At 66.9% G+C, this 21,774-nt stretch carries 23 protein-coding genes; 10 read left to right on the top strand and 13 right to left on the bottom strand.

The features are described from left to right. Positions 1-51: 51 nt before the first annotated feature. From ACTU6U_RS13175 to ACTU6U_RS13210, 8 genes are read right to left on the bottom strand one after another with little or no spacing between them, the layout of a single operon-like run. The gene (locus ACTU6U_RS13175; protein WP_443469571.1) at positions 52-180 is read right to left on the bottom strand and encodes a hypothetical protein; all 129 of its coding nucleotides are present in this window, start codon (positions 178-180) and stop codon (positions 52-54) included. Further along, entirely contained in the window at positions 177-1,136 is a 960-nt protein-coding gene (locus tag ACTU6U_RS13180) for a Gfo/Idh/MocA family oxidoreductase (RefSeq protein ID WP_443469572.1), read from the bottom strand. Before ACTU6U_RS13180 ends, ACTU6U_RS13175 begins: the two co-directional genes overlap by 4 nt. Next, positions 1,133-2,134 carry a hydroxyacid dehydrogenase gene (locus ACTU6U_RS13185; RefSeq protein WP_443469573.1) on the bottom strand — a complete coding sequence of 334 codons (1,002 nt, stop codon included), beginning with the start codon at positions 2,132-2,134 and terminating at the stop codon, positions 1,133-1,135. Before ACTU6U_RS13185 ends, ACTU6U_RS13180 begins: the two co-directional genes overlap by 4 nt. Further along, entirely contained in the window at positions 2,131-3,192 is a 1,062-nt protein-coding gene (locus tag ACTU6U_RS13190) for a dihydrodipicolinate synthase family protein (protein WP_443469574.1), read from the bottom strand. The genes ACTU6U_RS13185 and ACTU6U_RS13190 overlap by 4 nt, the downstream gene beginning before the upstream one ends. Continuing rightward, the gene (locus ACTU6U_RS13195; RefSeq protein WP_443469575.1) at positions 3,192-4,226 is read right to left on the bottom strand and encodes an NAD-dependent epimerase/dehydratase family protein; all 1,035 of its coding nucleotides are present in this window, start codon (positions 4,224-4,226) and stop codon (positions 3,192-3,194) included. Before ACTU6U_RS13195 ends, ACTU6U_RS13190 begins: the two co-directional genes overlap by 1 nt. Positions 4,227-4,242: 16 nt before the next feature. After that, a complete protein-coding gene (locus ACTU6U_RS13200; RefSeq protein ID WP_443469576.1) occupies positions 4,243-5,118 on the bottom strand; it encodes a carbohydrate ABC transporter permease in 876 nt (291 codons plus the stop codon). Continuing rightward, positions 5,115-6,050 (bottom strand): carbohydrate ABC transporter permease, encoded by a 936-nt coding sequence (locus tag ACTU6U_RS13205; RefSeq protein WP_443469577.1) that lies wholly within the window; start codon positions 6,048-6,050, stop codon positions 5,115-5,117. The genes ACTU6U_RS13200 and ACTU6U_RS13205 overlap by 4 nt, the downstream gene beginning before the upstream one ends. A gap of 58 nt (positions 6,051-6,108) precedes the next feature. Continuing rightward, positions 6,109-7,341 carry an ABC transporter substrate-binding protein gene (locus ACTU6U_RS13210; protein WP_443469578.1) on the bottom strand — a complete coding sequence of 411 codons (1,233 nt, stop codon included), beginning with the start codon at positions 7,339-7,341 and terminating at the stop codon, positions 6,109-6,111. 195 nt (positions 7,342-7,536) lie between these two features. On the opposite strand from ACTU6U_RS13210, the gene ACTU6U_RS13215 reads away from it, so the two are divergent. The 7 genes from ACTU6U_RS13215 (at position 7,537) to ACTU6U_RS13245 (ending at position 14,098) form a co-directional block, all read left to right on the top strand. Beyond that, positions 7,537-8,709 carry an ROK family protein gene (locus ACTU6U_RS13215; protein ID WP_443469579.1) on the top strand — a complete coding sequence of 391 codons (1,173 nt, stop codon included), beginning with the start codon at positions 7,537-7,539 and terminating at the stop codon, positions 8,707-8,709. Further along, positions 8,706-9,707 (top strand): Gfo/Idh/MocA family protein, encoded by a 1,002-nt coding sequence (locus ACTU6U_RS13220; protein ID WP_443469580.1) that lies wholly within the window; start codon positions 8,706-8,708, stop codon positions 9,705-9,707. Before ACTU6U_RS13215 ends, ACTU6U_RS13220 begins: the two co-directional genes overlap by 4 nt. Then, a complete protein-coding gene (locus tag ACTU6U_RS13225) occupies positions 9,704-10,741 on the top strand; it encodes a Gfo/Idh/MocA family protein (protein WP_443469581.1) in 1,038 nt (345 codons plus the stop codon). The genes ACTU6U_RS13220 and ACTU6U_RS13225 overlap by 4 nt, the downstream gene beginning before the upstream one ends. A 1-nt stretch (position 10,742) precedes the next feature. Further along, positions 10,743-11,966 (top strand): aminotransferase class III-fold pyridoxal phosphate-dependent enzyme, encoded by a 1,224-nt coding sequence (locus tag ACTU6U_RS13230; RefSeq protein WP_443469582.1) that lies wholly within the window; start codon positions 10,743-10,745, stop codon positions 11,964-11,966. Continuing rightward, on the top strand, positions 11,963-12,709 hold the full coding sequence (locus tag ACTU6U_RS13235) for an amidohydrolase family protein (protein ID WP_443469583.1): 747 nt from the start codon (positions 11,963-11,965) through the stop codon (positions 12,707-12,709). Before ACTU6U_RS13230 ends, ACTU6U_RS13235 begins: the two co-directional genes overlap by 4 nt. After that, positions 12,706-13,485 carry a hypothetical protein gene (locus tag ACTU6U_RS13240; protein ID WP_443469584.1) on the top strand — a complete coding sequence of 260 codons (780 nt, stop codon included), beginning with the start codon at positions 12,706-12,708 and terminating at the stop codon, positions 13,483-13,485. The genes ACTU6U_RS13235 and ACTU6U_RS13240 overlap by 4 nt, the downstream gene beginning before the upstream one ends. A 79-nt stretch (positions 13,486-13,564) precedes the next feature. Next, positions 13,565-14,098: a Gfo/Idh/MocA family protein gene (locus tag ACTU6U_RS13245; RefSeq protein WP_443469585.1), complete on the top strand. Its 534-nt coding sequence runs from the start codon at positions 13,565-13,567 to the stop codon at positions 14,096-14,098. 175 nt (positions 14,099-14,273) lie between these two features. On the opposite strand, the gene ACTU6U_RS13250 is transcribed toward ACTU6U_RS13245, so the two are convergent. The 5 genes from ACTU6U_RS13250 to ACTU6U_RS13270 all read right to left on the bottom strand — a co-directional run bounded on the left by ACTU6U_RS13250 (position 14,274) and on the right by ACTU6U_RS13270 (position 19,549). Beyond that, positions 14,274-14,648, bottom strand: coding sequence for a lipase maturation factor family protein (locus ACTU6U_RS13250; RefSeq protein WP_443469586.1), 375 nt, complete (start codon positions 14,646-14,648; stop codon positions 14,274-14,276). A 198-nt stretch (positions 14,649-14,846) separates the two neighbouring features. Then, positions 14,847-15,758 carry a glycine betaine ABC transporter substrate-binding protein gene (locus ACTU6U_RS13255; RefSeq protein ID WP_443469587.1) on the bottom strand — a complete coding sequence of 304 codons (912 nt, stop codon included), beginning with the start codon at positions 15,756-15,758 and terminating at the stop codon, positions 14,847-14,849. A 55-nt stretch (positions 15,759-15,813) separates the two neighbouring features. Beyond that, on the bottom strand, positions 15,814-16,764 hold the full coding sequence (locus ACTU6U_RS13260; RefSeq protein ID WP_443469588.1) for an ABC transporter permease: 951 nt from the start codon (positions 16,762-16,764) through the stop codon (positions 15,814-15,816). Then, positions 16,764-18,065, bottom strand: coding sequence for a quaternary amine ABC transporter ATP-binding protein (locus ACTU6U_RS13265; RefSeq protein WP_443469589.1), 1,302 nt, complete (start codon positions 18,063-18,065; stop codon positions 16,764-16,766). Before ACTU6U_RS13265 ends, ACTU6U_RS13260 begins: the two co-directional genes overlap by 1 nt. A 281-nt stretch (positions 18,066-18,346) precedes the next feature. After that, positions 18,347-19,549: a class I SAM-dependent methyltransferase gene (locus ACTU6U_RS13270; protein ID WP_443469590.1), complete on the bottom strand. Its 1,203-nt coding sequence runs from the start codon at positions 19,547-19,549 to the stop codon at positions 18,347-18,349. Between the two features lie 113 nt (positions 19,550-19,662). Between ACTU6U_RS13270 and ACTU6U_RS13275 the strand changes: the two genes are divergently transcribed. The 3 genes from ACTU6U_RS13275 to ACTU6U_RS13285 are packed head-to-tail and all read left to right on the top strand — an operon-like array spanning position 19,663 to position 21,640. Continuing rightward, on the top strand, positions 19,663-20,052 hold the full coding sequence (locus tag ACTU6U_RS13275) for a GntR family transcriptional regulator (protein ID WP_443469591.1): 390 nt from the start codon (positions 19,663-19,665) through the stop codon (positions 20,050-20,052). Continuing rightward, positions 20,049-20,954 carry an ABC transporter ATP-binding protein gene (locus ACTU6U_RS13280; RefSeq protein WP_443469592.1) on the top strand — a complete coding sequence of 302 codons (906 nt, stop codon included), beginning with the start codon at positions 20,049-20,051 and terminating at the stop codon, positions 20,952-20,954. The genes ACTU6U_RS13275 and ACTU6U_RS13280 overlap by 4 nt, the downstream gene beginning before the upstream one ends. Then, a complete protein-coding gene (locus tag ACTU6U_RS13285) occupies positions 20,954-21,640 on the top strand; it encodes a hypothetical protein (protein WP_443469593.1) in 687 nt (228 codons plus the stop codon). Before ACTU6U_RS13280 ends, ACTU6U_RS13285 begins: the two co-directional genes overlap by 1 nt. Positions 21,641-21,774: the final 134 nt, after the last annotated feature.

Consider the following 21,774-nt stretch of genomic DNA (forward strand, 5'->3'; position numbering starts at 1 on the left):
CCGGGCGCTTCGTCCCCGTTCCGCATTCCGTACGGGGTCCTGAGCCAAGGCTCAGAAGTAGTCGGCCGCCGTGAAATGGCGGATGCCCTCGAGTCGGGGCTCGCGGCGCAGCAGTGCAGCCAGAGCGGCGGTGTCCGACTCCTGGGCCGGGCGGATCGCGATCTCGGATGCCGTCATCATTCCCCCGATTCCTGCGCGTCACGCACGAATCCCGCAGCGCGGATAGTGTTCGCGACGACCGCGCGTGCCTCAGCCCACGGGGCGGGCACACGTTCGGACGGAGCCTCCTCGAGCAGTGCACGCACCAGTCCGGCGAAGCCGAGCTGCTCGTTCGCCGCGCCGACGTCGAGCTCGACCGTGTGCAGCCCGCGTGCGGTGAGCACGTCGGCGGAATACCGGTCGGGGCCGGAGAGGCCGGTGATCGTCACCTGCACTGGGATCGGCTGTCCACCTTCAGCACGGCGCAACAGGCCGTCGACGCCCGCTGCGTCCTCCGACCGCGTCGTCGCTCCGGTCGAGCGACGACTCCAACCCGATGCGGGGTCGAACCTCGCTCCTGGGACGATACGGTCGATCATCTCCCACGCGTGCACGCCGACTGTGACCAGCGTGCCACCGCCTTGCACGGGGTCGTCCTGCCAGGCGCGCCCTGGCAGCTGGAATCCCGCGTTGTCGTGCTGTGCGTGCACGCGAACGCCGATGATCTCCTGCTCGGCCAGATCGCCGGCGAACCGCGTCAGCGCGGGCGCGAAGCGCAGCACCGAAGCGGTGCCGACCGGTGCCCGCACGTCGTCGAGCGCACTCTCCCACGCGGTGAGCTGGGCGTCCGTGGCGGCGACGACCTTGTTGAAGAACACCGGCATGACAGCACCCGACTGCGCCACCGCGCGCAGAAGCGGCACGATCTCATCGGGTCGCGGCGTGGCCACGAGCACATCGGGACGGTGCGTGATCAGCGCAGCGGGAGAGCCGACGACGCGGGCGCCGAAGCGGTCGGCGAAGTCGGTCGCCGCATCGGCATCGGCATCACACACCGCAACGACCTCCGCCCCGAGTCTGCGCGCGTTGCGGGCGTCGGTGAACGGATGCGAATGCGCGAGCCCCGCGAAGGCGATGCGCAACGGCGACGGGATCATGCCATCGATGACAGGTGCTCGCGCGAGATCGCGTGCTCGAGCAGGCCGCCTGCCAGATACGACTCGATCTCGCCGATCACGATGTGGCCGAGACTCCGCCTGCCCTCGCGTGTGCCGGCCGCGCGATGCGGCGTCAGCAGCACGTCCGGCAGCGATCGGAACGCGCTGTCGCTGGCCAGCGGCTCCTCATCGAACACATCGATGGCGGCTGCGATCCGGCGGCTGCTCACCTCTCTGAGCAGCGCCGCCTCGTCGACCAACCACGAGCGGGCGGTGTTGACCAGGCCGGCACCATCTGGCATCAGCGCGAGCTCCCGCGCGCCGACCATGTGGTGCGTCTCGGGCAGCGTCGGTGCGTGCACCGCGACGATGAGAGACCGGCTCATCGCTTCGTCGAGCGGCACCAGCTCAGCACCCAACTCGGCCGCGGCGGCAGCATCTAGCGTGGGATCGACCAGCAGCGGACGCGCCCCGAGGGCGCGAATCATCGCCAGGTACGCGCGCCCGGTGCGCGACGCGCCGATCACGCCGATCGGCGCGTTCAGGATCTCGTGCTGCGCCCCGGCGGTGCGCTCGTCGTACCAGCCGCCGTCGCGCAGGGCGTGATGCATCGTGGGGATGCGGTGCAACAGCGCCAGCGTGAACGCGACCGAGACCTCGGCGACCGACCGTGCCATGCCGGCTCCAGCCTGGGTGATGAGGATGCCGCGGTCGTACAGTTCATCGGTGACGAATGGTTTGATGGTCGCGCCCGTGTGCGCGACCAGTCGCAGTCGCGGCATCCGGTCCAGCCGTGTCGCATCGAGCGGACCGAGGCCCCAGCTCGTGACGAGCACCTCGACATTCCCGACGTCGACGGCGTCCTCGAGACGATCGACTCGTTGGAACGACCCGCCCATATCCGCGGCAGCCCTGTGCAGACGCTCGGCATCCTCTGACGAGAAGAACTCAGCGAACAGGCCCTCCGAGACGACGGCGAGGATGCGCGGGGGGGTCATCGCAGCCACTTCTCCCGGTTCTCGACGATGAACGCGTCGTCATTGAGCTCGGGATAGGCGAGGCGCACGCGCTCGATCTCTTCGGCCTGTCCCGGCGAAAGGCTCTCGTGCGGATCGAGGCACCAGGTGCCCTCGAGCAATCCCTGCTGACGAAGCATCTCGTGCACTCCGGCGATGACCCCGTGGAAGTCGTTGCCTGGATCGAACACCGCCTGGTTGACGTCGACCATGTCCGAGGCGAGCCGGCCCAGCCGCTGATATGCCTCGAGGTCGCCGGCCGCCGCGCGGTGCGCGACCTCGAGCATGGTCACTGCGGCTCGCGTGCCCACCGCCCACTGCCCGAGCAACCCGCCGACGAATCGCAGGGTGCGGTGCCCGTGCGGCGAGTCGACATGGAACTCGCTGAGCAGATCTGCGACGATCGCGTCGTCGTTGCCGGTGTACAGCGCGATCTCGTCGGCGCGACCCGATGCCGCCACCCCGCGCACCAGTTCCAGTGTGCGGTAGCGATCGAAGGGAGCGGCCTTGACTGCGACGACCGCGGGGATCGAGGCGAACTCTCGCCAGAACTCGCGATCGAGCACCGGACCGCCGATCGCGGTCTGCAGGTAAAAGCCGACAACGGGCAGCACCTCGCCTACCGCGCGAGCGCGATCGAGCAGCGCCCGATCGTCAGCTCCCGAGACCCTCGGGCTGACGAGCACTGCATCAAAGCCCAGGCTGCGGGCCAGTTCAGCTTCGGCCACGGCCTGCGCCGTACCGCCGGCGACACCGGCGATGCGCACGACATCGGGACCGGCCGCCTTCAGCTCTTCCGCCGCGAGTGAGAGCACCGGCTCAAACAGGGCGTGCTCTGGATCTCGGATCTCGAACTGGGTGGTGTGCACGCCCACGGCCACACCGCCGGCCCCTGCGTCCAGGTAGTAGCGGGTCAGCGCACGTTGGCGGCGCTCGTCGAGGCGGCGCTCGGCGGTGAGGGCGAGTGGGTGCGCGGGGATCACGGCACCACGGGCCAGAGTCTGCGCCGCTTCCGGACGCAGAGCGGGTACAGCGCTCATCAGAACTTTCCGTCTCGAACGGCCCACTTGGTGGGCTTCGCGGTCATCGGCAGGTCAGCCTGCATCCACGCCGCCTGCCACTCGATCAGGGTCTCGGCCGAGACTGACGGGTAGCCGAACAGTGCCATGCAGCGGCGTGCGTCGCTGAGCAGAGCCGTCGGCTGCGGCTCGTCGGCGAGCGTGACCTCGCGCCCCAGCAGCGTGCCGAAACGCCGAGCGATCGACTCGACGCTCAATAGTTCCGGTCCGGTGAGGTTGACGGTGAACACGTCGCTCGAGGCGTGCAGCAGACTGCGCAGCACCACCTCGTTCGCGTACCCCTGCCAGATCACGTTGACGTTGGCGGTCGCCACCGAAACGGGCTCACCTGCGAACACCGCGCTGCCGATGTCAGCGAGCACGCCGTAGCGCAGGTCGACCGCGTAGTTCAGGCGAATCAGCGACACCCTGGTGCCGCGCTCCTGTGCGCCGAATTCGAAGACGCGCTCGCGCCCGAGGCAAGACTGCGCGTACTCGCCGATCGGTGACGGGGTGACCTCTTCGGATGCGCCACCCGAGGCGGCGGGCAGGAACGGGTAGACGTTGCCGGTCGAGAGCACGGCGACCGTGCTGTCGCGGTAGCGGCGCGCGACCCGGTCGGGCAGCGCGGCGTTGACCTCCCATGCCCAGGAGGGGCTGGTGGCGGCGCCGAACTTGGCACCGACCATGAAGACGACGTTGGGGGCATCCGGAAGCGATGAGAAGTCGTCGTTCTCGATCAGGTCGAACGGCACGACCTCCACTCGGGCGTTCTGCAATCGCTCCACCACGGCCGCGTCGCCGAAGCGAGACACGGCGTGCACGGTGTCGGACGCCCGACCCGCTGCATCCATCGCCTTGCGCGCGAGCATCGCGAGCGTGGGCCCCATCTTGCCGCCGGCGCCGAGGACGACGAGGTCGCCCGACGACTTCTCGAAGTCCGCGATCAGCGCGGGACTGGGATCGACGAGCGCGAGCTCGAGTTCTTCCTCGGAGGTGAATCTCTGCTGTGACACGGTGGTAATGGTCCTTTCAGCCCTTGATCCCAGAGCCGGTGACGCCCTCCTGGACGTACCGCTGGGCGACCAGATAAGCCATGAAGATGGGGATGAGCGCGACGACCGAGCCGGCGAGCATGACGCTCAGCGGCACATTCTGCTGCTGCAGTGAGGAGATGCCGACGGTCAGTGTGAACATGTCGTTGGACTTCGCGATGATGAGGGGCCACAGGAAGTCGTTCCAGTGCCACAGGAACACGAAGATGCCGAGGGTGGCCAGCACGGGCTTGCACAGGGGCAGCACGATTCGCAGGAAGATGCGCATCTCGCTCGCACCGTCGATGCGCGCCGCCTCGAAGAGCTCGTCCGGCAGCCCCTGGATGAACTGGCGCATGAGGAACACCGCCTGGGCGTTCGCGAGGGTCGGCAGGATCAGGCCCCAGTACTCATCGACGCCGCCGAGGTTGGCGATCAGCAGGAACGTGGGGATGAGGGTGACGTGGAAGGGCACCATCACCATCGCCAGGAACGACCAGAAGATCACTTCCTTGCCGGCGAAGCGCTTCTTGGCGAACGCGTACCCGGCCATCGCGGACAGGAAGAGCACCGCGACGACTGAGACAAGGGAGTACACCAGCGTGTTGAACAGCCATAACAGGATGTTCTGGCCGCTGAGCACCTGTTCGTACGAGGCGAACGACATGTCGCCCCAGGGCAGCAGTGAACCGGGGAACTCGACTGCGGCGCCGGGCTTCAGGCTCAGCACGACCATGGCGTAGAACGGGAAGAAGCTGAAGACGGCGGCGATGCTCAGCCAGAGCCAGCGCAGTGCCAGACCCCCGCGGCTCGGCTCCAGCGCGCGGTACGACCGCTGCTTCCGTGCGTTCTTCGCTGACGTGACGGCGGTCATTTCTGCTTTCCGATCACGAGGCGCTGGATCAGCGCGACGACGAGGGTCATGATGAACAGGGCGACACCCGCGGCGGCCGCGTAGCCGTATTCGAAGTACTTGAACCCCTGGTCGTAGATGAGGTAGACGAGCGAGTAGCTGGCGTTCGCAGGCCCGCCCTGCGTCATCACGTAGATGACGTCGAACACCTGGAACGCGGCCGTCGTCTCGATGACAGCGAGGAAGAACACTGTCGGCTTCAGGTAAGGCAGGATCACCCAGCGGAAACGCTTCCAGGCGTTCGCGCCGTCCATCAGCGCAGCCTCTTCGAGTTCTCGAGGGATGTCCTGCATCGCGGCGATCATGATCATCATGCCGTAGCCGAATCGCGACCAGACGCCGACGATGATAATCGCCGGGAGGACCAGCACGGTGCTCGCCAGCCAGGATCCGCCCAGTCCGAGCGGTGTCATCATCGCCGACCACGGCCCGTTGCTGGAGAAGATCCAGACGAAGATCGCTCCGGCGAGCACCAGCGAGGTGATGACCGGCAGGAAGAAGATCGAGCGGAAGAACCGGGAGCCGCGGAAAGCGCGGCGCACGCCGAGTGCCATCGCCGTGGACAGCACGAGCGAGATCGGCACGGCGAAGACCGTGTAGATCAGGGTGGTGCCCAGGGCCCGCCAGAACAGCGGATCGTTGACCAGGCGCTGGAAGTGGTCGAGCCCTCGCCAGGCGATCTCACCGGAGATGTCGTAGTCGAAGAAGCTCAGCAGCACGCCGGCGATCGCCGGCCCGAACCGGAACGCGAGGAAGAGCAGGAATGCGGGAAGCACGAAGAGCAGCGCGATGCGCGCCTCGCGCCGGGCGAGCACGCGTGTGGAGACGAACGCGCGCTTCTTCGTCCGTGCGGACGGCTCGGGCGGGGCGGCCGTCGGTGGGGCAGTCGTCATTTCTATTCCTCGTCGGAGCGGGTGGGACGCACGGAACGACCGTGCGTCCCACCATCGATCACTTCAGCAGGGGCTCGGCGGCCTTGGCCGCGTCTTCGAGGGCCTGCTGCGGACTCTTCTGACCGAGCAGGGCGGCCTGGATCTCGGGCGAGAGCACGCCCATCAGCGCACGAGCGCTCGGTGCGAGCTCGCCGACCGTGCTGACGTCGACGAACTGCTCGACCTGGCCCTGCAGCGAGTCGGGGGCGTTGAGCGGCTCGCCCTCGAGCGCCGAGAAGAACCCGGAATCGAGCAGGTAGGGCTTGATCACGTCGGCGCTGGTGGCGAACTCGGCGAACTTGCCCGCAGCATCCTTGTCCTTCGACCCCTTCAGCATCGACAGCGAACCGACGGTGCCGTAGGTGACCGTCTCCACGTCGGTGAGGGGCGCGAGCACCTTGACGTTCTCCTCGCCCCAGATCGGGGCCAGCTCGGTGACCGAGTTGACCCAGCTGCAAGCGGTCGTGCCCTGCGCGATTCCAGTCTGCTCGAGCGGGGGCAGCGACGTCAGCGGATCGGGGTCGAGCGCACCCGACTCGGCAAGGTCAGCCAGGAAGGTCAGCGCCTCGACGCCCTCGTCGCTGTTGAAGGCAATCTGGCCGTCGTCGGTGTACACGCTCCCTCCGGCCTGCCACAGTAGCGGGTAATAGGTCATGTTGAGGGTCGCTTCTGCGGACGCCGTGTAGTTGAACAGGTGCATACCCGCGTCGACGAATTTCGGTGCGATCTCACGAGCGTCTTCCCAGGTCTCGGGGTACTCGGTGACGCCGGCAGCCTCGAAGGTGGCGGCGTTGCAGATCAGCGGCTGCGTGCTGGTCAGCATCGGTGCGCCCATCATGCCCTCCTCGAGGGAGACCGACTCGACCACGTTGGGAAGGATCTCGGCCTTGCGCTCGTCACTCAGGTATTCGTCCATCGGCTCGATGGACTTCTCGTAGGCGACCAGCTGGTCGGGGATCAGGTAGACGAGATCGGGGCCCTTGTTGGCGGCGATCGCCGTCTGCAGGCTCTCGTCGCGGTTCGCCCACGGGAAGATCTCGTAATCGACGGTGATGCCCTCGTTGGCGGCCTCGAAGTCGGCGACCGTCTTGTCCCAGAACTCCTTGTGCTTGGCCTCGTCGGCGATGACCGGGTACAACCAGACGGTGACGCTCTGGTCTCCGCTGGCCTCACCGCTTCCTCCGGCGCAGCCGGCCATGAGGCCGACCGCGGCGATACCGGCGACGACGCCGGTGATCCTCTTGACGCGCATGATGCTCCTTTGCTGAACGTGCAGGTGTAATGCCATTATGACAGTGGTCTTGGATAATTAGTCAAGCACGAAAGGTGCAATCGCACCAGATCGGTATATTTTCATTGCTTCAAGGTCGAGAATCACATCACGGCCATTCCGCGAATCACGTGTGCTAATTTTGTCGCAAGTTCATCGACGACGAGAGGACCCCGCATGTCGCGCACCAGCGCCCTGCCCATCGCCGTCCGCGTCGCACTGCATCTGCGCGACAGGGGTTCGGCGACGGTCACGGAGATCGCCCGCACCCTCGAGCTCTCGCGCACCTCGGTCGAGAACGCCATGACCGCGCTCAGCGAGATCGGCCTGATCGCCGATGCCCCCGCCACCTTCGGACGCGGCGCCGGGCGCCCCGCCCGAAGGTTCTCATTCGAGGGTCGATCGGGCTTCGTCGTCGGAGTCGACATCGGCATCGCCTCCGTGCGCGTGGTCATCGCCGACCTGACCGGTGGCGTCGTCCGCCATGAGAGTTTCGGCGGCGTCGCCCACTCCCGCGACGGCGCCGACAAGCTGGCCGTCGTCATTGACGACATCCGCTCCACTCTGACCGCGTCGGCCATCCCGCCTTCGCGCGTGCGCGCGATCGGCGTGTCGCTGCCGGGTATCGTCGACGACGCGGGGCGCGTGACGACCTCGGTGGTCATCCCCGAGTGGTCGGGGGTCGACATCGGCGCGCAGCTGTCGTCCGCTTTCGGATTCCCGGTCTCGGTCGACAACGGCGTACGGCTCGCAGCTGTGGCCGAGCATCACCTCGGCGTCGCGCAGCTCGTCGACGACATGCTCTACCTCTCGGTCGGCAACCGCATCTCGATGGGCCTGATCCTCGACGGTCGTCCGCGCCGTGGCATCCACAACGCCGCAGGCGACATCGGCCGTCTCGCGTTCCCCGGTCTGGTTACTGAGACGGGCCAGCTCACGTGGCGCTCCGGCAGCACAGCCGAAGACGTCTTTGCTCTCGCCCGCGACGGCGAAGAGGCGGCCTCCGACGAACTCGCAGCCTTCGTCGATCAGCTGGCCCGGGGCATCGCCACCCTCGCGCTCACCGTCGACCCCGCCATGGTGGTGATCGGCGGTGGGCTCTCGGCCGCGCACGAGCAGTTCCTCGATCCGCTCAGGCAGGCGCTGTCGACGCACATCGGGCTTCCATTCTCGGTGCCACTGGTGGGCGCCCGGCTCGGTGCCGAGGCCGCTTCACACGGCGCCCTCGTGTTCGCCTTCCACCGCCATTCCGCGCAGATCTACCAGCTGGACGACGTTCCGGTCCCGCCGATCACGCCGCTGCCGGCCGACGCCACCGCCATCGCAGAACCCCGCAAGGAGAGAACGTGAGCACACTCAAAGTCGGACTCATCGGTGCCGGAGGGATCTCGCGCGTGCACGCCGATGCCTGGCGCACCCTGGGCGTCACCGGTTACGTGACCTCGCTCGCGGGAGCCGGCGAGATCGCCGCCGAGTACGGCTTCGAGGTCGTCGCCGACGTGAACTCCCTCATCGAGCTGGTCGACATCGTCGACATCGTCACCCCCAGCAGCACCCACGCCGATTTCGCCCTGCGCGCGATCGCCCGTGGACGAGACGTCATTTGCGAGAAGCCTCTCGCCCACACCGCTGAGGCCGCGGCCGAGGTCGCGGACGCCGCAGTCGCCGCCGGCGTGCGCCTCTTCCCTGCGCACGTGGTGCGCTACATGGGCGAGTACGCGGGCATCAAGGCCGGCATCGACGCGGGTCGCATCGGCACGGTCGCCGTGCAGCGCTTCAGTCGTGCCGGCTCCGCTCCCGCATCGCCGTGGTTCTTCACCGAGAGCACAGGCGGCGGCATCATCCGCGACCTGATGATCCATGACATAGACCAGGCGCTGTGGTTCGCAGGACCGGTGGCATCCGTCTACGCCGTGCAGAACCCGCCCACCGTCGACGACCTCGTGCCCGTGCCGGTGACCTCGCACGTCGTGCTCACCCATCGCAACGGCGTGATCAGCCACGTCCATGGGAGCTGGGTGGCCGCGGGAATGCCGTTCCGCACCAGCGTCGAGGTGGCCGGCTCGGCCGGCCGGCTGCGCTATGACAGCGCCGAGGACACCACGATGCGGGTGGACTCGATCGTGCCGCCTGGCCATGATGACTACTTGCCGCCGATGTCGCCGCAAGAGAGCCCCTACTATGCCGAGATCGCCGACTTCCTCGCCGCGATCGCCGAGGATCGCGATGCGCTGGTGACGCCGGCCGCCGGAATCGCGGCCGTCGCCGTGGCCGAGGCTGCTTACGCCTCGATCATCACCGGCGCCCCCGTCTCACTCGACGTCGAGGCCGAGGAGGCCGCCGCATGACCGCGCTCACTCCGCTGCGCGTCGCCGTGCTCTCGTTCGCCCATACCCACGCGCTCAGCTATGTGCACGCGCTGAAGGAGATGCCCGGTGTCGAGCTGATCGCCGCGGACCCCGAAGGAGCAGTGGCTCCCGACGACGCGCCGCGCGGCGCCGAACTCGCCGCCGAACTGGGCGTCGAATATGTCGACAGCTACGACGAGGCGTTCGCCTGGAAGCCGGATGCCGTCGTCGTCGCCGCAGAGAACTCGCGCCACCGCGACCTCGTCGAGCGAGCGGCGTCCGCAGGCGCCCACGTGCTGTGCGAGAAGCCGCTCGCGACGACCGTCGAGGACGCGATCGCGATGCAGCAGGTGTGCGAGCGTGCGGGCGTGACCCTGATGGTCGCCTATCCGGTGCGGTTCTCCCCCACCGTGCGCGACGCGATCGCACAGCTGCGCAGTGGGCGCCTGGGTCGCGTTCTCGGCGTCACCGGCATCAACAACGGCAAGCTGCCCCAGGACCGCGCCTGGTTCACCGACCCCGCACTGGCGGGCGGTGGCGCCCTGGTGGATCACGTCGTGCACTGCGCCGACCTGCTCGACGAGCTGCTCGGCGAGCGCGCGGCCTCGGTGCATGCCGTCTCGAACACCTTCCTGCACGCCGATCGCAACCTCGAGGTCGAGACCGGCGGACTGGTCACGATTCGATACCCCAGCGGCGTCGTCGCGACGATTGACTGCTCATGGAGCTGGCCGATGAGCTCGCCCACATGGGGCGGCCTGACACTGCAGGTGATCGCCGAGCGCGGCTCGATCACGGTGAGCCCGTTCGCCAAGGCCGTCTCGGGCCACGACGCGAAGGGTGAGACGTGGCATCCGATCGGCGCCGATCTCGACGCGCTGCTGCTCGCGGAGTTCATCTCGGCAGTGCGCGAGGGCAGGCAGCCGCAGCCCGACGCGAGAGCCGGCATCCGCACAGTCGAGATCGTAAAGGCGGCTCAGGCCTCGGCAGCCGTCGGCGGCGACGTCGTCGCTCTCGGGCGAGGCAGCCAGTGACATGGCGCATGCGACGCGAACGACCACCGGCTGGCGGGACCGCGCCCTCACGGTGATGCCCGTCGGCAGCAGCACCAATTCGAAAGCTCCGGTGCTGCTGCCGGACGAGCCCGAGGTCATCGCGCGCGGCCGCGGATGCCGGGTGTGGGACGACCAGGGGCGCGAGTTCATCGACTACCGCAACGCTCTCGGCCCTGTCACGCTCGGCTACGCCGAACCTCGGGTGGATGCCGCGATCCGCGCTCAGCTCCATGACGGCATCCTCTTCGGGCATCCGCACCCGCTCGAGACGACCACCGCCGAGCTGTTCTGCTCTCTCGTGCCGGGGGCCGAAGCCGCACGGTTCCTGAAGACGGGCGGAGAGGCGCTCGCGGCGCTGATCCGCATCGCTCGTGCGCACACGGAACGCGACCGCATCGTGCAGATCGGCTACAACGGCTGGCTGAACTCGCTGGCTCCCGGGGCGCGCGTTCTGCCGGGCGCGACGACGACCAAGGTGCCGGGCGTGCCGGCCGCTCTGGCCGAGCTGCATCATGCCGTCGATTGGAACGACCTGGCGATCCTCGACGAGCTGTTCACGGCGCACGGCTCAGAGATCGCGCTGATCCTCGTGGCCGCTGACTACCCCGGCCTTGCCGACGCCCCCGACTTCTATCGTCGCCTTCGCGCGCTGGCCGACGAGCACGGTGCGCTGCTCGGCTACGACGAGATGGTGACCGGATTCCGGGTGGCGCTGGGCGGCATGGCCGAGTTCACCGGCGTGCTGCCTGACCTGTCGGTGTTTGGCAAGGGCATCGCGAACGGCATGCCCTTGTCGGTGTACTGCGGGCGCCGGGATGTGCTTTCGGTGCTCGACCGCACAGAAGTGGTCGTCTCGTCAACCTATGGCGGTGAGACCCTGTCGCTGGCCGCGGCCACCGCGACCATGACGGCGATGCGCGACGAAGGGATCATCGATCAGCTGCACGCATCGGGCACAGCACTGCAGGCCGGCATGAACGCCGCCTTCGCGGCGTCTGGCGTCAGCATCCGGCTCGAGGGCCACCCGACCTGCCCGCAGCTCGTCGCCGGCGACGAAACGACGCTGCAGGCATTCCTGCGCGCAGCGTTCCGCCATGGCGTCTCGCTGTACCGCGTGGTCTACGTCAACGCCGCGCACACCGCCGACGACATCGACGAGACGCTGCGTCGGGTGCGCAAGGCGCTGGCCGAGGTCGCCGCGTGACGGGCGTGGACGCGCACACCCACCTGGGCGACGGCCGGTTCAATCCCGACATCATCCGCCGCGGCGAGCAGCTCGGCATCGGGCTGTTCCTGTGCAGCAACATCGGCGCGTTCGTCGCACACCCCTCGCTCGACGAGGTGCGCGAGATGAACCGCGTGATGGCGGGCGAACTCGAGCAGTATCCCGACCACCTGCGCGGCTACTGCTACGTCAACCCGCGCTACGGACGCGACAGCCTCGACGACCTGCGCCGCAACGTCGAGGATCGCGGAATGATCGGCATCAAGCTGTGGATCGCCACACTTGCCGACGATCCGCTGAACGATCCGATCCTCGAGTACGCGGCCGAGCACCGGCTCATCGTGCTGGCGCACGCCTGGCGGAAGACGGTCGGCGGATTCCCCTACGAGTCGACGGCCGAGCACATCGCGGCGGCTGCGCGACGGCATCCGGAAACCCGCTTCGTCATGGCGCACCTGGGCGGACAGGCCGACTCGGCGATCAACACCGTGCGCGAGACGACCAATGTGGCCGTCGACACCTCGGGCACGATCATCGGCGCCGGTGAGGTGGCGCTCGCAGTCGATCGGCTCGGCGTCGACAGGGTGGTCTTCGGTTCCGACCTGCCTCACGTCGACCTGTCGGCCAATGTCGGGAAAGTGCTCGGCGCGGGGCTGCCGGTCGAGGCCGAGCAGCGCGTCTTCGGCGGCACCATAGCCGGCTGGCTGGCGGAGGTGGCATGACGGCAGAAGGGCGGATGCTGCTGCGCGCGTTCTCGCAGCTGGGGGTGATCGACACGATGTGCCACCTGGGCACCTGGCCGTACCGGCTCACGGCGAGCGCGGACGCCGACGGACTACGCGCGTACGCAAGACGCCACGGGTTGCGGAGCCTGTGGGTCTCGCACCTGTCGGCGCTGTTCGGCTTCGACACGCACACCGGCAACCGGGCAGCGCTGACCGAGTGCGCGGGAGACGAGCTGTTCCGGGTGTTCGCGGTGATCGATCCGAGCGAGGCCGACTGGCGCAGCGAGCTGGCCTGGGCGGCGGATGCCGGTGCCTTCGGCGTGCGCGTCGCCCCCGGCTTCCACCACTACCCGGTGCCGCTGGTCGCCGAAGTGATCGACGCAGCGGCCACACACGGAATGTCGGTGCAGCTGATCGCTCGCATGGACGACGCCCGCGTGCGGCATCCGTCCTGCCTCGCTCGGGATCTGGACGTGCACGACATCGCCGATCTTGTACGTTCCCGTCCGGAGCACCCGCTCGTGATCAGCGGGCTGAACGCGGCCGATTGGACGGAACTAAGTCGCCATCTCAGCGACGCGGTGCCTGAGACGGTGCGCCTCGACCTCTGGCACGTCAACGGCCCCACGGGCATCGTCGATCGTCTTGATCCGGCGCGCTGGGTGTTCGGCTCCGGTCTGCCCGTGCAGACGCCCGAGGCAACCATGCTGCAGATGATGGCATCTGACCTCCCACCCGACGCCCTCCGCACGATCACCACCCCGCGGCTCTGAAAGGATGCCGTCATCCCTCGCTTCGACCTGAGTCCCGAAGAACTGCGCGCGTACCGCCCCGAGTCGCCGAGCCCTGTTCATGGACACCCGCGGGCAAGGCTCGACCTGGGGCACCGCCGACCCGCGCGGATCGACGCCCGCCGCATCCGGGGTCATAACCCGTGGCATCCTCAACCCGCACGACTACTACTACCGCCGTGCGATGACCGATGGGGTGCTGGCCGTCGCCCGCCGCGCGTTCGCACGCGACCGACACGTCGTGCGCGAGAAGCCGTTCGCCGTCAGCACCGCAGATGCCGTCTCGTTGGTGCAGGAGGCATCGGATGCAGGTGAGCGCCTCTTCCCGGCGCACGTGGTGCGCTATTTCGAGAGCTACCAGCGGATGAAGGAGGGTGTCGGCTCGATCGTCACGCTGCTCGATCTGACCTTCCGCCGGGCCGTGGCGGCGCCGGATTCGGTCTGGTTCTATGCAGAGGATGCCGGCGGCGGGCTGATCCCCGACCTCATGATCCCCGACCTCGATCAGGCCCGGTGGCTCACGGCCCCGGTCGCCGAAGTGTCCGCGACGCGGGATCCCCCAGCCTTGGACGGCCGGGTCAGGCGAAGCCCGTGAGGGCTACCTGCCGCCGGCATCCGACCTCGATCCGTACCGGGCGGCCGGTCCTGCTATAGGGCTGACGCCCGGTCACGTCCTGGGGGCCGACACGCCAGATCACGGACCGGATGCCCGTCTTGGTCCGACAAGTGGCGTGTCGGACCCCGAAGCGTACTCCGCACCAGGGTCAGGGTCACGCGGGCAGGCTCACCGGCCGCACGATCACGCGCTGGCGGTCGCGCCCCCACACGGCGCCGCCCGCGCGGTGCTCGGCCCTGGCCGCGAACCGGTAGCGGTACGAGATGACGATTCCCGTCCAGCACAGCGCGGCGAAGCGGCCGTCGGTGTAGCGGATCCGCGTAAAGAGCGTGGGGCGCAGCGCCCTCTTTCGCGCCGTCGATGATGCGGCCCAGGCGAGCAGCTCCGGTGCAGGCAGAAGCCCTCGCTCACCGAGAAGCGGTCGGACCTGATTCAGCGTCGACACGAACGCGACCAGATACAGCGCGGCGGTGCCCCGCTGGAGCATCTCGCCCGCGAAACCGAAGTCGACCGCGGCGAATCCATCCATGCGACGTATCGTCGTCCGCGCCGACGTGCGGTGAAAGGGGCCTGCGCACCGCACAACTCCTGAGAATCTCTCTGGTTCGGGCACGCAGCGCCCGAGATCATGCGGATCCGGTAAAAACCTCAGGAGTTGTGCGCGGCCGGTGCAGACGAGAAGGGCGCCGCGGCCGAAGCCGCGACGCCCCCTCGCACGAAGCGGGCTCTACTTCTTGACGACCCAGTCGAACTGGTCGCCGTTCTCCTCGAGCCACTTGTCGACGGCGTCGGCCTCCTGGCCCTCGCCGAACTCGTTGACGACGAGGTCCTCGAGTGAACCGTACTGGTCGTCATCGAGCTTGATCTTCTCGACGAGCGCAGCAGCCTCGGGGAACTGCTCGCTGAAGCCCTTGTGGCCCATGAAGTTCAGCGTCTCCGCCTCACCCATCGCGCCCAGCGGGTCTTCGAGGTCCTTCACGTCGTACGTGCTGTTGGCCCAGAACGGACGCCACAGCGTGACGACGACGTCCTCTTCGTTGTCGATGGCCTCACCGAGAACGGTGAGCATCGCGGCGGTCGATGAGGTCTCGAGCGTGTACTCGTCCTCGAGGCCGTACGCCGGAATCATCTCTTCCTGCGTCTGGCGGGTCAGGCCCGCCCCCGGCTCGATGCCGATGATCTTGCCGTCGAAACGAGCGGCGTCGCCCTTGAGGTCCTCGAGCGAGTCGATGTCCATGTAGCTGGGCACAGCGATCGTGAGCTTGGCGTTGTCGTAGTACGCGCCGAGGTCCTCGAGATCGTCGCCGTACTTCTCCATGTACTCGACGTGCGTGACCTCGGGCCACGCCGACGGGTACATGTCGACGTCGCCCTGCGCGAGGCCGGTGTAGAGCGGACCAGCCTCGGTCAGCGTCTCCATCTCGACCGTGTAGCCGAGCTTCTCGAACTGGTCCTGCAGGAGGTAGGCCATGCTCAGGCCGTCGGTCCAGGAGGGCAGGAATCCGAGGGTGATGGTGCCCTTGCTGTCTTCGCCGCTGTCGCCTCCAGCGGTGTCGTTGCCTGCCGCACATCCTCCGAGTGCGAGGGATGCGGTGACACCGATTGCTGCGATGGCTGTGATGTGCCGGAACTTCTTCATGTGCTTCCTTTCGTATGTTCTGCTGCGTTTCGTATGGGTAGTCAGTTGTTGTCGATCACATGATCGGGGCACGGTGCGGCGAAGCCGATTCGCGCTCGGCCTGAGCCGCAGCATCCGCCGCGGTTGCGCGACGCTCACCCTGGCGACGCGAGATGACTCCGATCAGCGATGAGCGGTACTCGCTCGGTGTCCCCAGGGCCGCAGTCACGCGGTCGAGGAACACGGCGACCAGCACGACGCCGAGACCGGCCTCGACGCCCTTGGCGATGTTCACTGTCGAGATGGCCTCGACGACCATCTTGCCGAGCCCATCGGCCCCCGCCATTCCAGCGATGACAGCCATCGACAAGGCGAGCATGATCACCTGGTTGATACCGGCCATGATGGTCGGCATCGCAAGAGGCAGCTGGATGCCGCGCAGGATCTGCCCGGGCGTCGCACCGAAGGCATGCCCCGCCTCGACGGTCTCCGAGTCGACTCCGCGGATGCCGAGCTCCGTCAGCCGGACGCCCGGAGGCAGCGAGAAGATCACGGTGGCAACGAGACCCGGGACGACGCCGATGCTGAAGAACACGATCGCCGGGATCAGATACACGAACGCCGGCATCGTCTGCATGAAGTCGAGGACGGGCTTGAGGATCGCTCTGACGGTCGCATTGCGCGCCGACCAGATGCCCAGTGGGATTGCGATAAGCACTGCCACGATCGCCGAGACGATCACCAGCGACAGGGTCTGCATCGCGGGCTCCCACAGGTTCATGCCCACGATGAGCACGAACGCCACCACGGTTCCCACGGCCATCTGCCACGATCGCACGAACCATGCGATCAGCGCGAAGATCGCGATGAGAAGCGGGAAGGGCGTGCCGACGAGGATGTCGGTCAGCCCGTTGACCAAGAACTTCACCACGAACGAGATGAAGTCGAGCAGTCCCTCGAGGTTGTCTTTGACCCAGTCGACAGCGGTCGAAGCCCACTCACCGATCGGAACGCGGAAACCGTCCATCAGCGCACCTCTCCTTCGACGTGAGCCGCCTCGGCAACCGCAGCATCCGCCTCTCCCAGCACTGCGGCGATCTCGGCATGCGAGACCGGCGGCATCGGCAGAGTGATCTCCTCCGTGGAGTTCGGTCCAGGACCCAGCGCTGCCAGAAGCGTGATGCGCGGGATGACGCCGACCAGGCGGTTCTCAGCATCCGTCACTGCGAGCGGCAGCGGCGACTCGACGGCGGGCACGAACAGGTTCATGAGGATCTCGTCTTCAGAGACGCTCTGCGGCACCGGCTTGATGATGGACGTCAGCGACGTGTCGCCCTTGCGGATGAGCTTGACGGCGTCGCGGTCGATGACCATCCCCAGCAGCTTTCGGTCGCGGTCGGTGACGTAGACCGCCGACGAATAGGTGTCGCGCATCTGGCGCAGCGCCGTGCGGGGACCGCCCGTGTCTGGCACGAAAGGACGCGGCAACTCCATGACGTTCGCGGCGGTGAGCACGCGCGCACGGTCGACGTCCTGCACGAACTGCTCGACGTAGTCGTTGGCGGGATCCGTGAGGATGTCTTCCGGCGTGCCGATCTGCACGATACGGCCATCGCGCATTACGGCGATCCGGTCACCGAGGAACATCGCCTCGTTGAGGTCGTGCGTGATGAAGACGATGGTCTTCTGCAGCTTGGCCTGCAGCTCGACCAGCTGCTCCTGCATCTCGCGGCGGATCAGTGGGTCAAGCGCGCTGAACGCCTCATCCATCAACAGGATCTCGGTGTCCGCGGCGAGTGCGCGAGCGATACCGACGCGCTGCTGCATTCCGCCGGACAGCTGCGAGGGCAGTTTGTCGCCCCAGCCGGTGAGCCCGACCATCTCGATGACCTCGTTGGCCTTCGCCAGGCGCTCTGCCTTGGCCACGCCCTTGAGCTCGAGCGGATAAGCGACGTTGTCAGCAACGGTGCGGTGCGGCAGCAGCGCGAAGTGCTGGAACACCATCGACACGTTGTCGCGGCGGATCTCGCGCAGACGTGCCGCCGAGACTCCGGCAATCTCGTCGCCGCCCACCACGACGGAGCCATCAGTGATGTCGTGCAGCCCATTGAGCATGCGGATGATCGTGGACTTGCCCGATCCGGACAGCCCCATGATCACGAAGATCTCGCCCTTGTTGACGGTGAAGCTGGCGTCGATGACGGCGGCGGTTCCGGCCTCCTGCACCTCGGCACGAGATGCACCAGCCTTCAGCCGCTGCACTGCCTGCTTCGGATTGCGTCCGAACACTTTGAAAAGATGGCGCGCCTCAAGTGCGGTTTCAGTCACGTTTCCCCTGGCGACTCACCGATACTTCGGGTTTCGGGAGCCACTTCGGTTACGTCCGGGTGATGCTCAGGGCCGTTCGACATCGTCTTGCGGGCGGCACGAGAGGGGGATCCTGCTCCCCCGTAAAAGCATCGACCTTACGCCCACGTCGCTTCCCAGCATGAATCAATTCGAACGCACGACGTGTTCGCGGACTGGTCTCAGACCAATTGGCCTACATTCCAACGTAACAAAGATGAGGATCGCTGTCGAATGTCGACAATCTGCGGCGAAGAATGAATTCAACGACGGATGCTTCGCGTGACGGTGAATTTCGAGGTGCGGTGAAGCTGGTCCGTGGGACCGATCCGCGTCGCCAGCTCTTGCTTGTACGCGAGGTGCGAGTTGTAGACGGTGAGCAGTTCGCCGCCGGGCTTGAGGATGCGCGCGGCAGCCTCGAACAGTCTGGTCGCCGCTCCGGTGTGGATGCTCGCGCCGAGGTGGAATGGCGGATTGAGCAGCACAAGATCTACTGATTGATCGGGGATTTCTGACCCGGCGTCGTCGTGGGTGACCTCGACATCGGCCCCGTTCGCATGCATCGTCGCGCGAGCGGATGCCACGGCTGCCGCCGAGCGATCAGTGGCGATGACGCGGGCCTCAGGATGGGTGAGCGCGTAGGTTGCGGCCAGCACTCCGGTCCCGCAACCGAGGTCGATGACCGTCGCCCCGGCGCCGCCTTGCATAACTCCTGAACTTTTTCGCCGATCGCTGCTTTCGCGGCTCCGGCCGGGCTGATCAGCGGAGTTTCTCAGGAGTTGTGCGCGGGAAGCGAGCACCTCGAGCAGCACGCGCGTGCCGATGTCGAGCTTCACGCCGGCAAAAGCGCCGCCGTGGGCGACCACCGTCAGCGGCTGGTCGCGCCCCGGCACCTCGATGCGCGCGCTGACCGGGAACATCGACTCAGCGGGCACGCCTCGGGGAGAGGACGCCACGATCAGCCGCGACTTGCGCTCAGCGCGCTGCGGCTGCACGTGCCCGAAACTCCGAGCGAGCACCTCGTTCTGCGTCAGAGTCATGTGCTTCACGCGACCACCGGCGATGAGTGTGACCTCGGGCGCCGCCCAGCGGGTCACGGCATCCGCGATTTCTTCAAGCTCAGCGAGCGACTTCGGCAGCTGCAGCAGCACGAGCCCCGCGCCCTCGAGCAGCTGCGCGTCGAGTTCGTGCGAGCGCAATCCCACTAGCCCGAGCGCCACGGCGTTGCGTGCCAGAGCCCGTCTCCCCGTGGCGAGGTCCTGGTGCACGCGCAGGCCGGTGAGCCCAGCATCCGCCAGCGCGAGCGTGATCGCGCCGTACTCGTCACCGATGATGGCGATCTCTTCCCCTGCCAGCCCCGCGGCGAGCGCGTGCTGCACAAGGAGCTCGTCCGTGGCATCCCACGCCTGCAGATTCGGCGCTTCGACATCGGGGAAGCGGCGAAGCGCCGCGTACGAGAAGACCACGTCCTCATCCTACGAAGGCCCTCTGCCACGAGCCGTCACAGAAGCTCTTGACACCCTCGAGGTTAAGTGGTTAGTTAGTTGAGTAACTAACCGACCTACCAAGCGGAGGCATTGTGATCGAAGAAGGCAAGGCGCTCTTCCTCCAGATCGCGGAGCAGATCGAGGACCAGATCCTCGACGGCTCGCTGGAAGAGGAGTCCAAGGCGCCCTCGACCACTGAGCTCGCCTCCTTCTATCGCATCAACCCCGCCACAGCAGCGAAGGGAGTCGCCATGCTCACCGACAAGGGAGTGCTCTACAAGCAACGAGGCATCGGCATGTTCGTCGCCACTGGAGCGCGCACCGCACTCCTCACCGAGCGTCGCTCCGCCTTCGCCGACCGCTACATCGATCCTCTCCTCGCCGAGGCCCGCACGCTCGGGCTCGGCCCCGAAGACCTTGCAACGCTGTTGCGTGAACGCGCCGCGGCATCCGAAACCACCACCGAAGGGAATCCCGCATGACCGCCGTCATCGAGGTGCAGAACCTCACCAAGCGCTACAAGGACAAGCATGCCCTCGACAACGTGTCGCTCTCGATCGAGGGAAACGCGATCTACGGGCTGCTCGGTCGCAACGGCGCGGGCAAGACGACTCTCATGTCGATCCTCACTGCGCAGAACTTCGAGTCGGCCGGCACCGTGAAGGTGTTCGGCGAGCACCCGTACGAGAACTCCCACGTGCTCAGCCGGATCTGCTTCGTTCGCGAAAGCCAGAAGTATCCGGATGACGCGACCCCGCGCCACGCTTTCAAAGCTGCGAGCCTGTTCTTCACGAACTGGGACCAGGAGTTCGCCGATCAGCTGATCAAGGACTTCCAGCTGCCGATGAAGCAGACGATCAAGAAGCTCTCTCGCGGACAGCTCTCGGCCGTCGGCGTCATCATCGGCCTCGCCTCGCGTGCCGAGATCACCTTCTTCGACGAGCCCTACCTCGGCCTCGACGCGGTCGCGCGGCAGATCTTCTACGATCGCCTGCTCGAGGACTACGCCGAGTTCCCGCGCACGATCATTCTGTCATCGCACCTGATCGACGAGGTCTCCAACCTGATCGAACACGTCATCGTCATCGACAATGGTCAGATCCTCATGAACGAGGACACGGATGCTGTGCGCGACCGCGCCGTGACCGTCATCGGCGATGCAGCCAACGTCGACGCATGGGTCGGTGACCGCGAAGTGTTGCACCGGGAAGCGTTGGGACGAGTGGCATCTGTCACCGTGCTGGGCGCCCTCTCCGACGACGAACGTGCTGAGGTCACGGCATCCGGTCTTGATCTCGCCCCCGTCTCACTGCAACAGCTCATCGTTCGCCTGACCCAGAAGGCCGGCGCAGAAAACCGCTCAGACCACCAGGAGGTTCGCTGATGTCCCGCACGCTCAATGTCGTCCGTCTGCAGTTGATCAACAAGCAGACCTTCATCTGGGTGCCGCTGATCGTTCTCGCTGGCGCAGTGATCGTATCCATCCTCATCTACGCGATGATCCCGATCGACCAGCCGAAATACGGCGGCGGCGGCCAGGCACCGCTGTGGGTCTTCTTCGGGACCGGCCTCACCGCGATGACCCTCACGTTCCCGTTCTCGCAAGCTCTGAGCATCACCAGGCGTGACTTCTTCCTCGGTACACTCCTGGCGGCGGCCCTCGGCAGCGCCTTGATGGCCATCATCTTCGTCATCGGCGGAGGCATCGAACTTCTCACGAACGGGTACGGTGTCAACGGCTATGTCTTCCACCTGCCGTGGATATGGGAAGCCGGCCCGCTCGGAGCCTTCGTCACCTTCTTCACTCTTGCACTGTTCTTCTTCGTGGTCGGTTTCACCGGCGCGACGATCTACAAGAGCTGGGGCCCGGTGGTGCTCACGATCGTGAGCTTCGTGCTCGTGCTCGCGCTGCTCGGGGTGATCTTCGTGGTGACGCGGCTCGAGCTCTGGATCCAGTTCTGGACGATGTTCGCCGAACTCGGAGCCGTCGGACTCTCTCTGTGGGGGCTCGTCGTCATCGCCGTGCTGTCGGCAGTATCGTTCCTGGCTTTCCGGAGGGCGACGCCCTAACGAATGTCACCGGGCCGTGCTTCACCCGGCGCACGGCGTCGCCGGTACCCGTCCTGGGCATGCCCCAGGACGGGTACCGGCGATCGCGCGGTGCGGTGGGGCGCTCACCGGTTCTGCGAACTCATCCGAAACCG

It is taken from the genome of Microbacterium zouquanmingi (assembly GCF_052266695.1).
GTDB lineage: Bacteria > Actinomycetota > Actinomycetes > Actinomycetales > Microbacteriaceae > Microbacterium.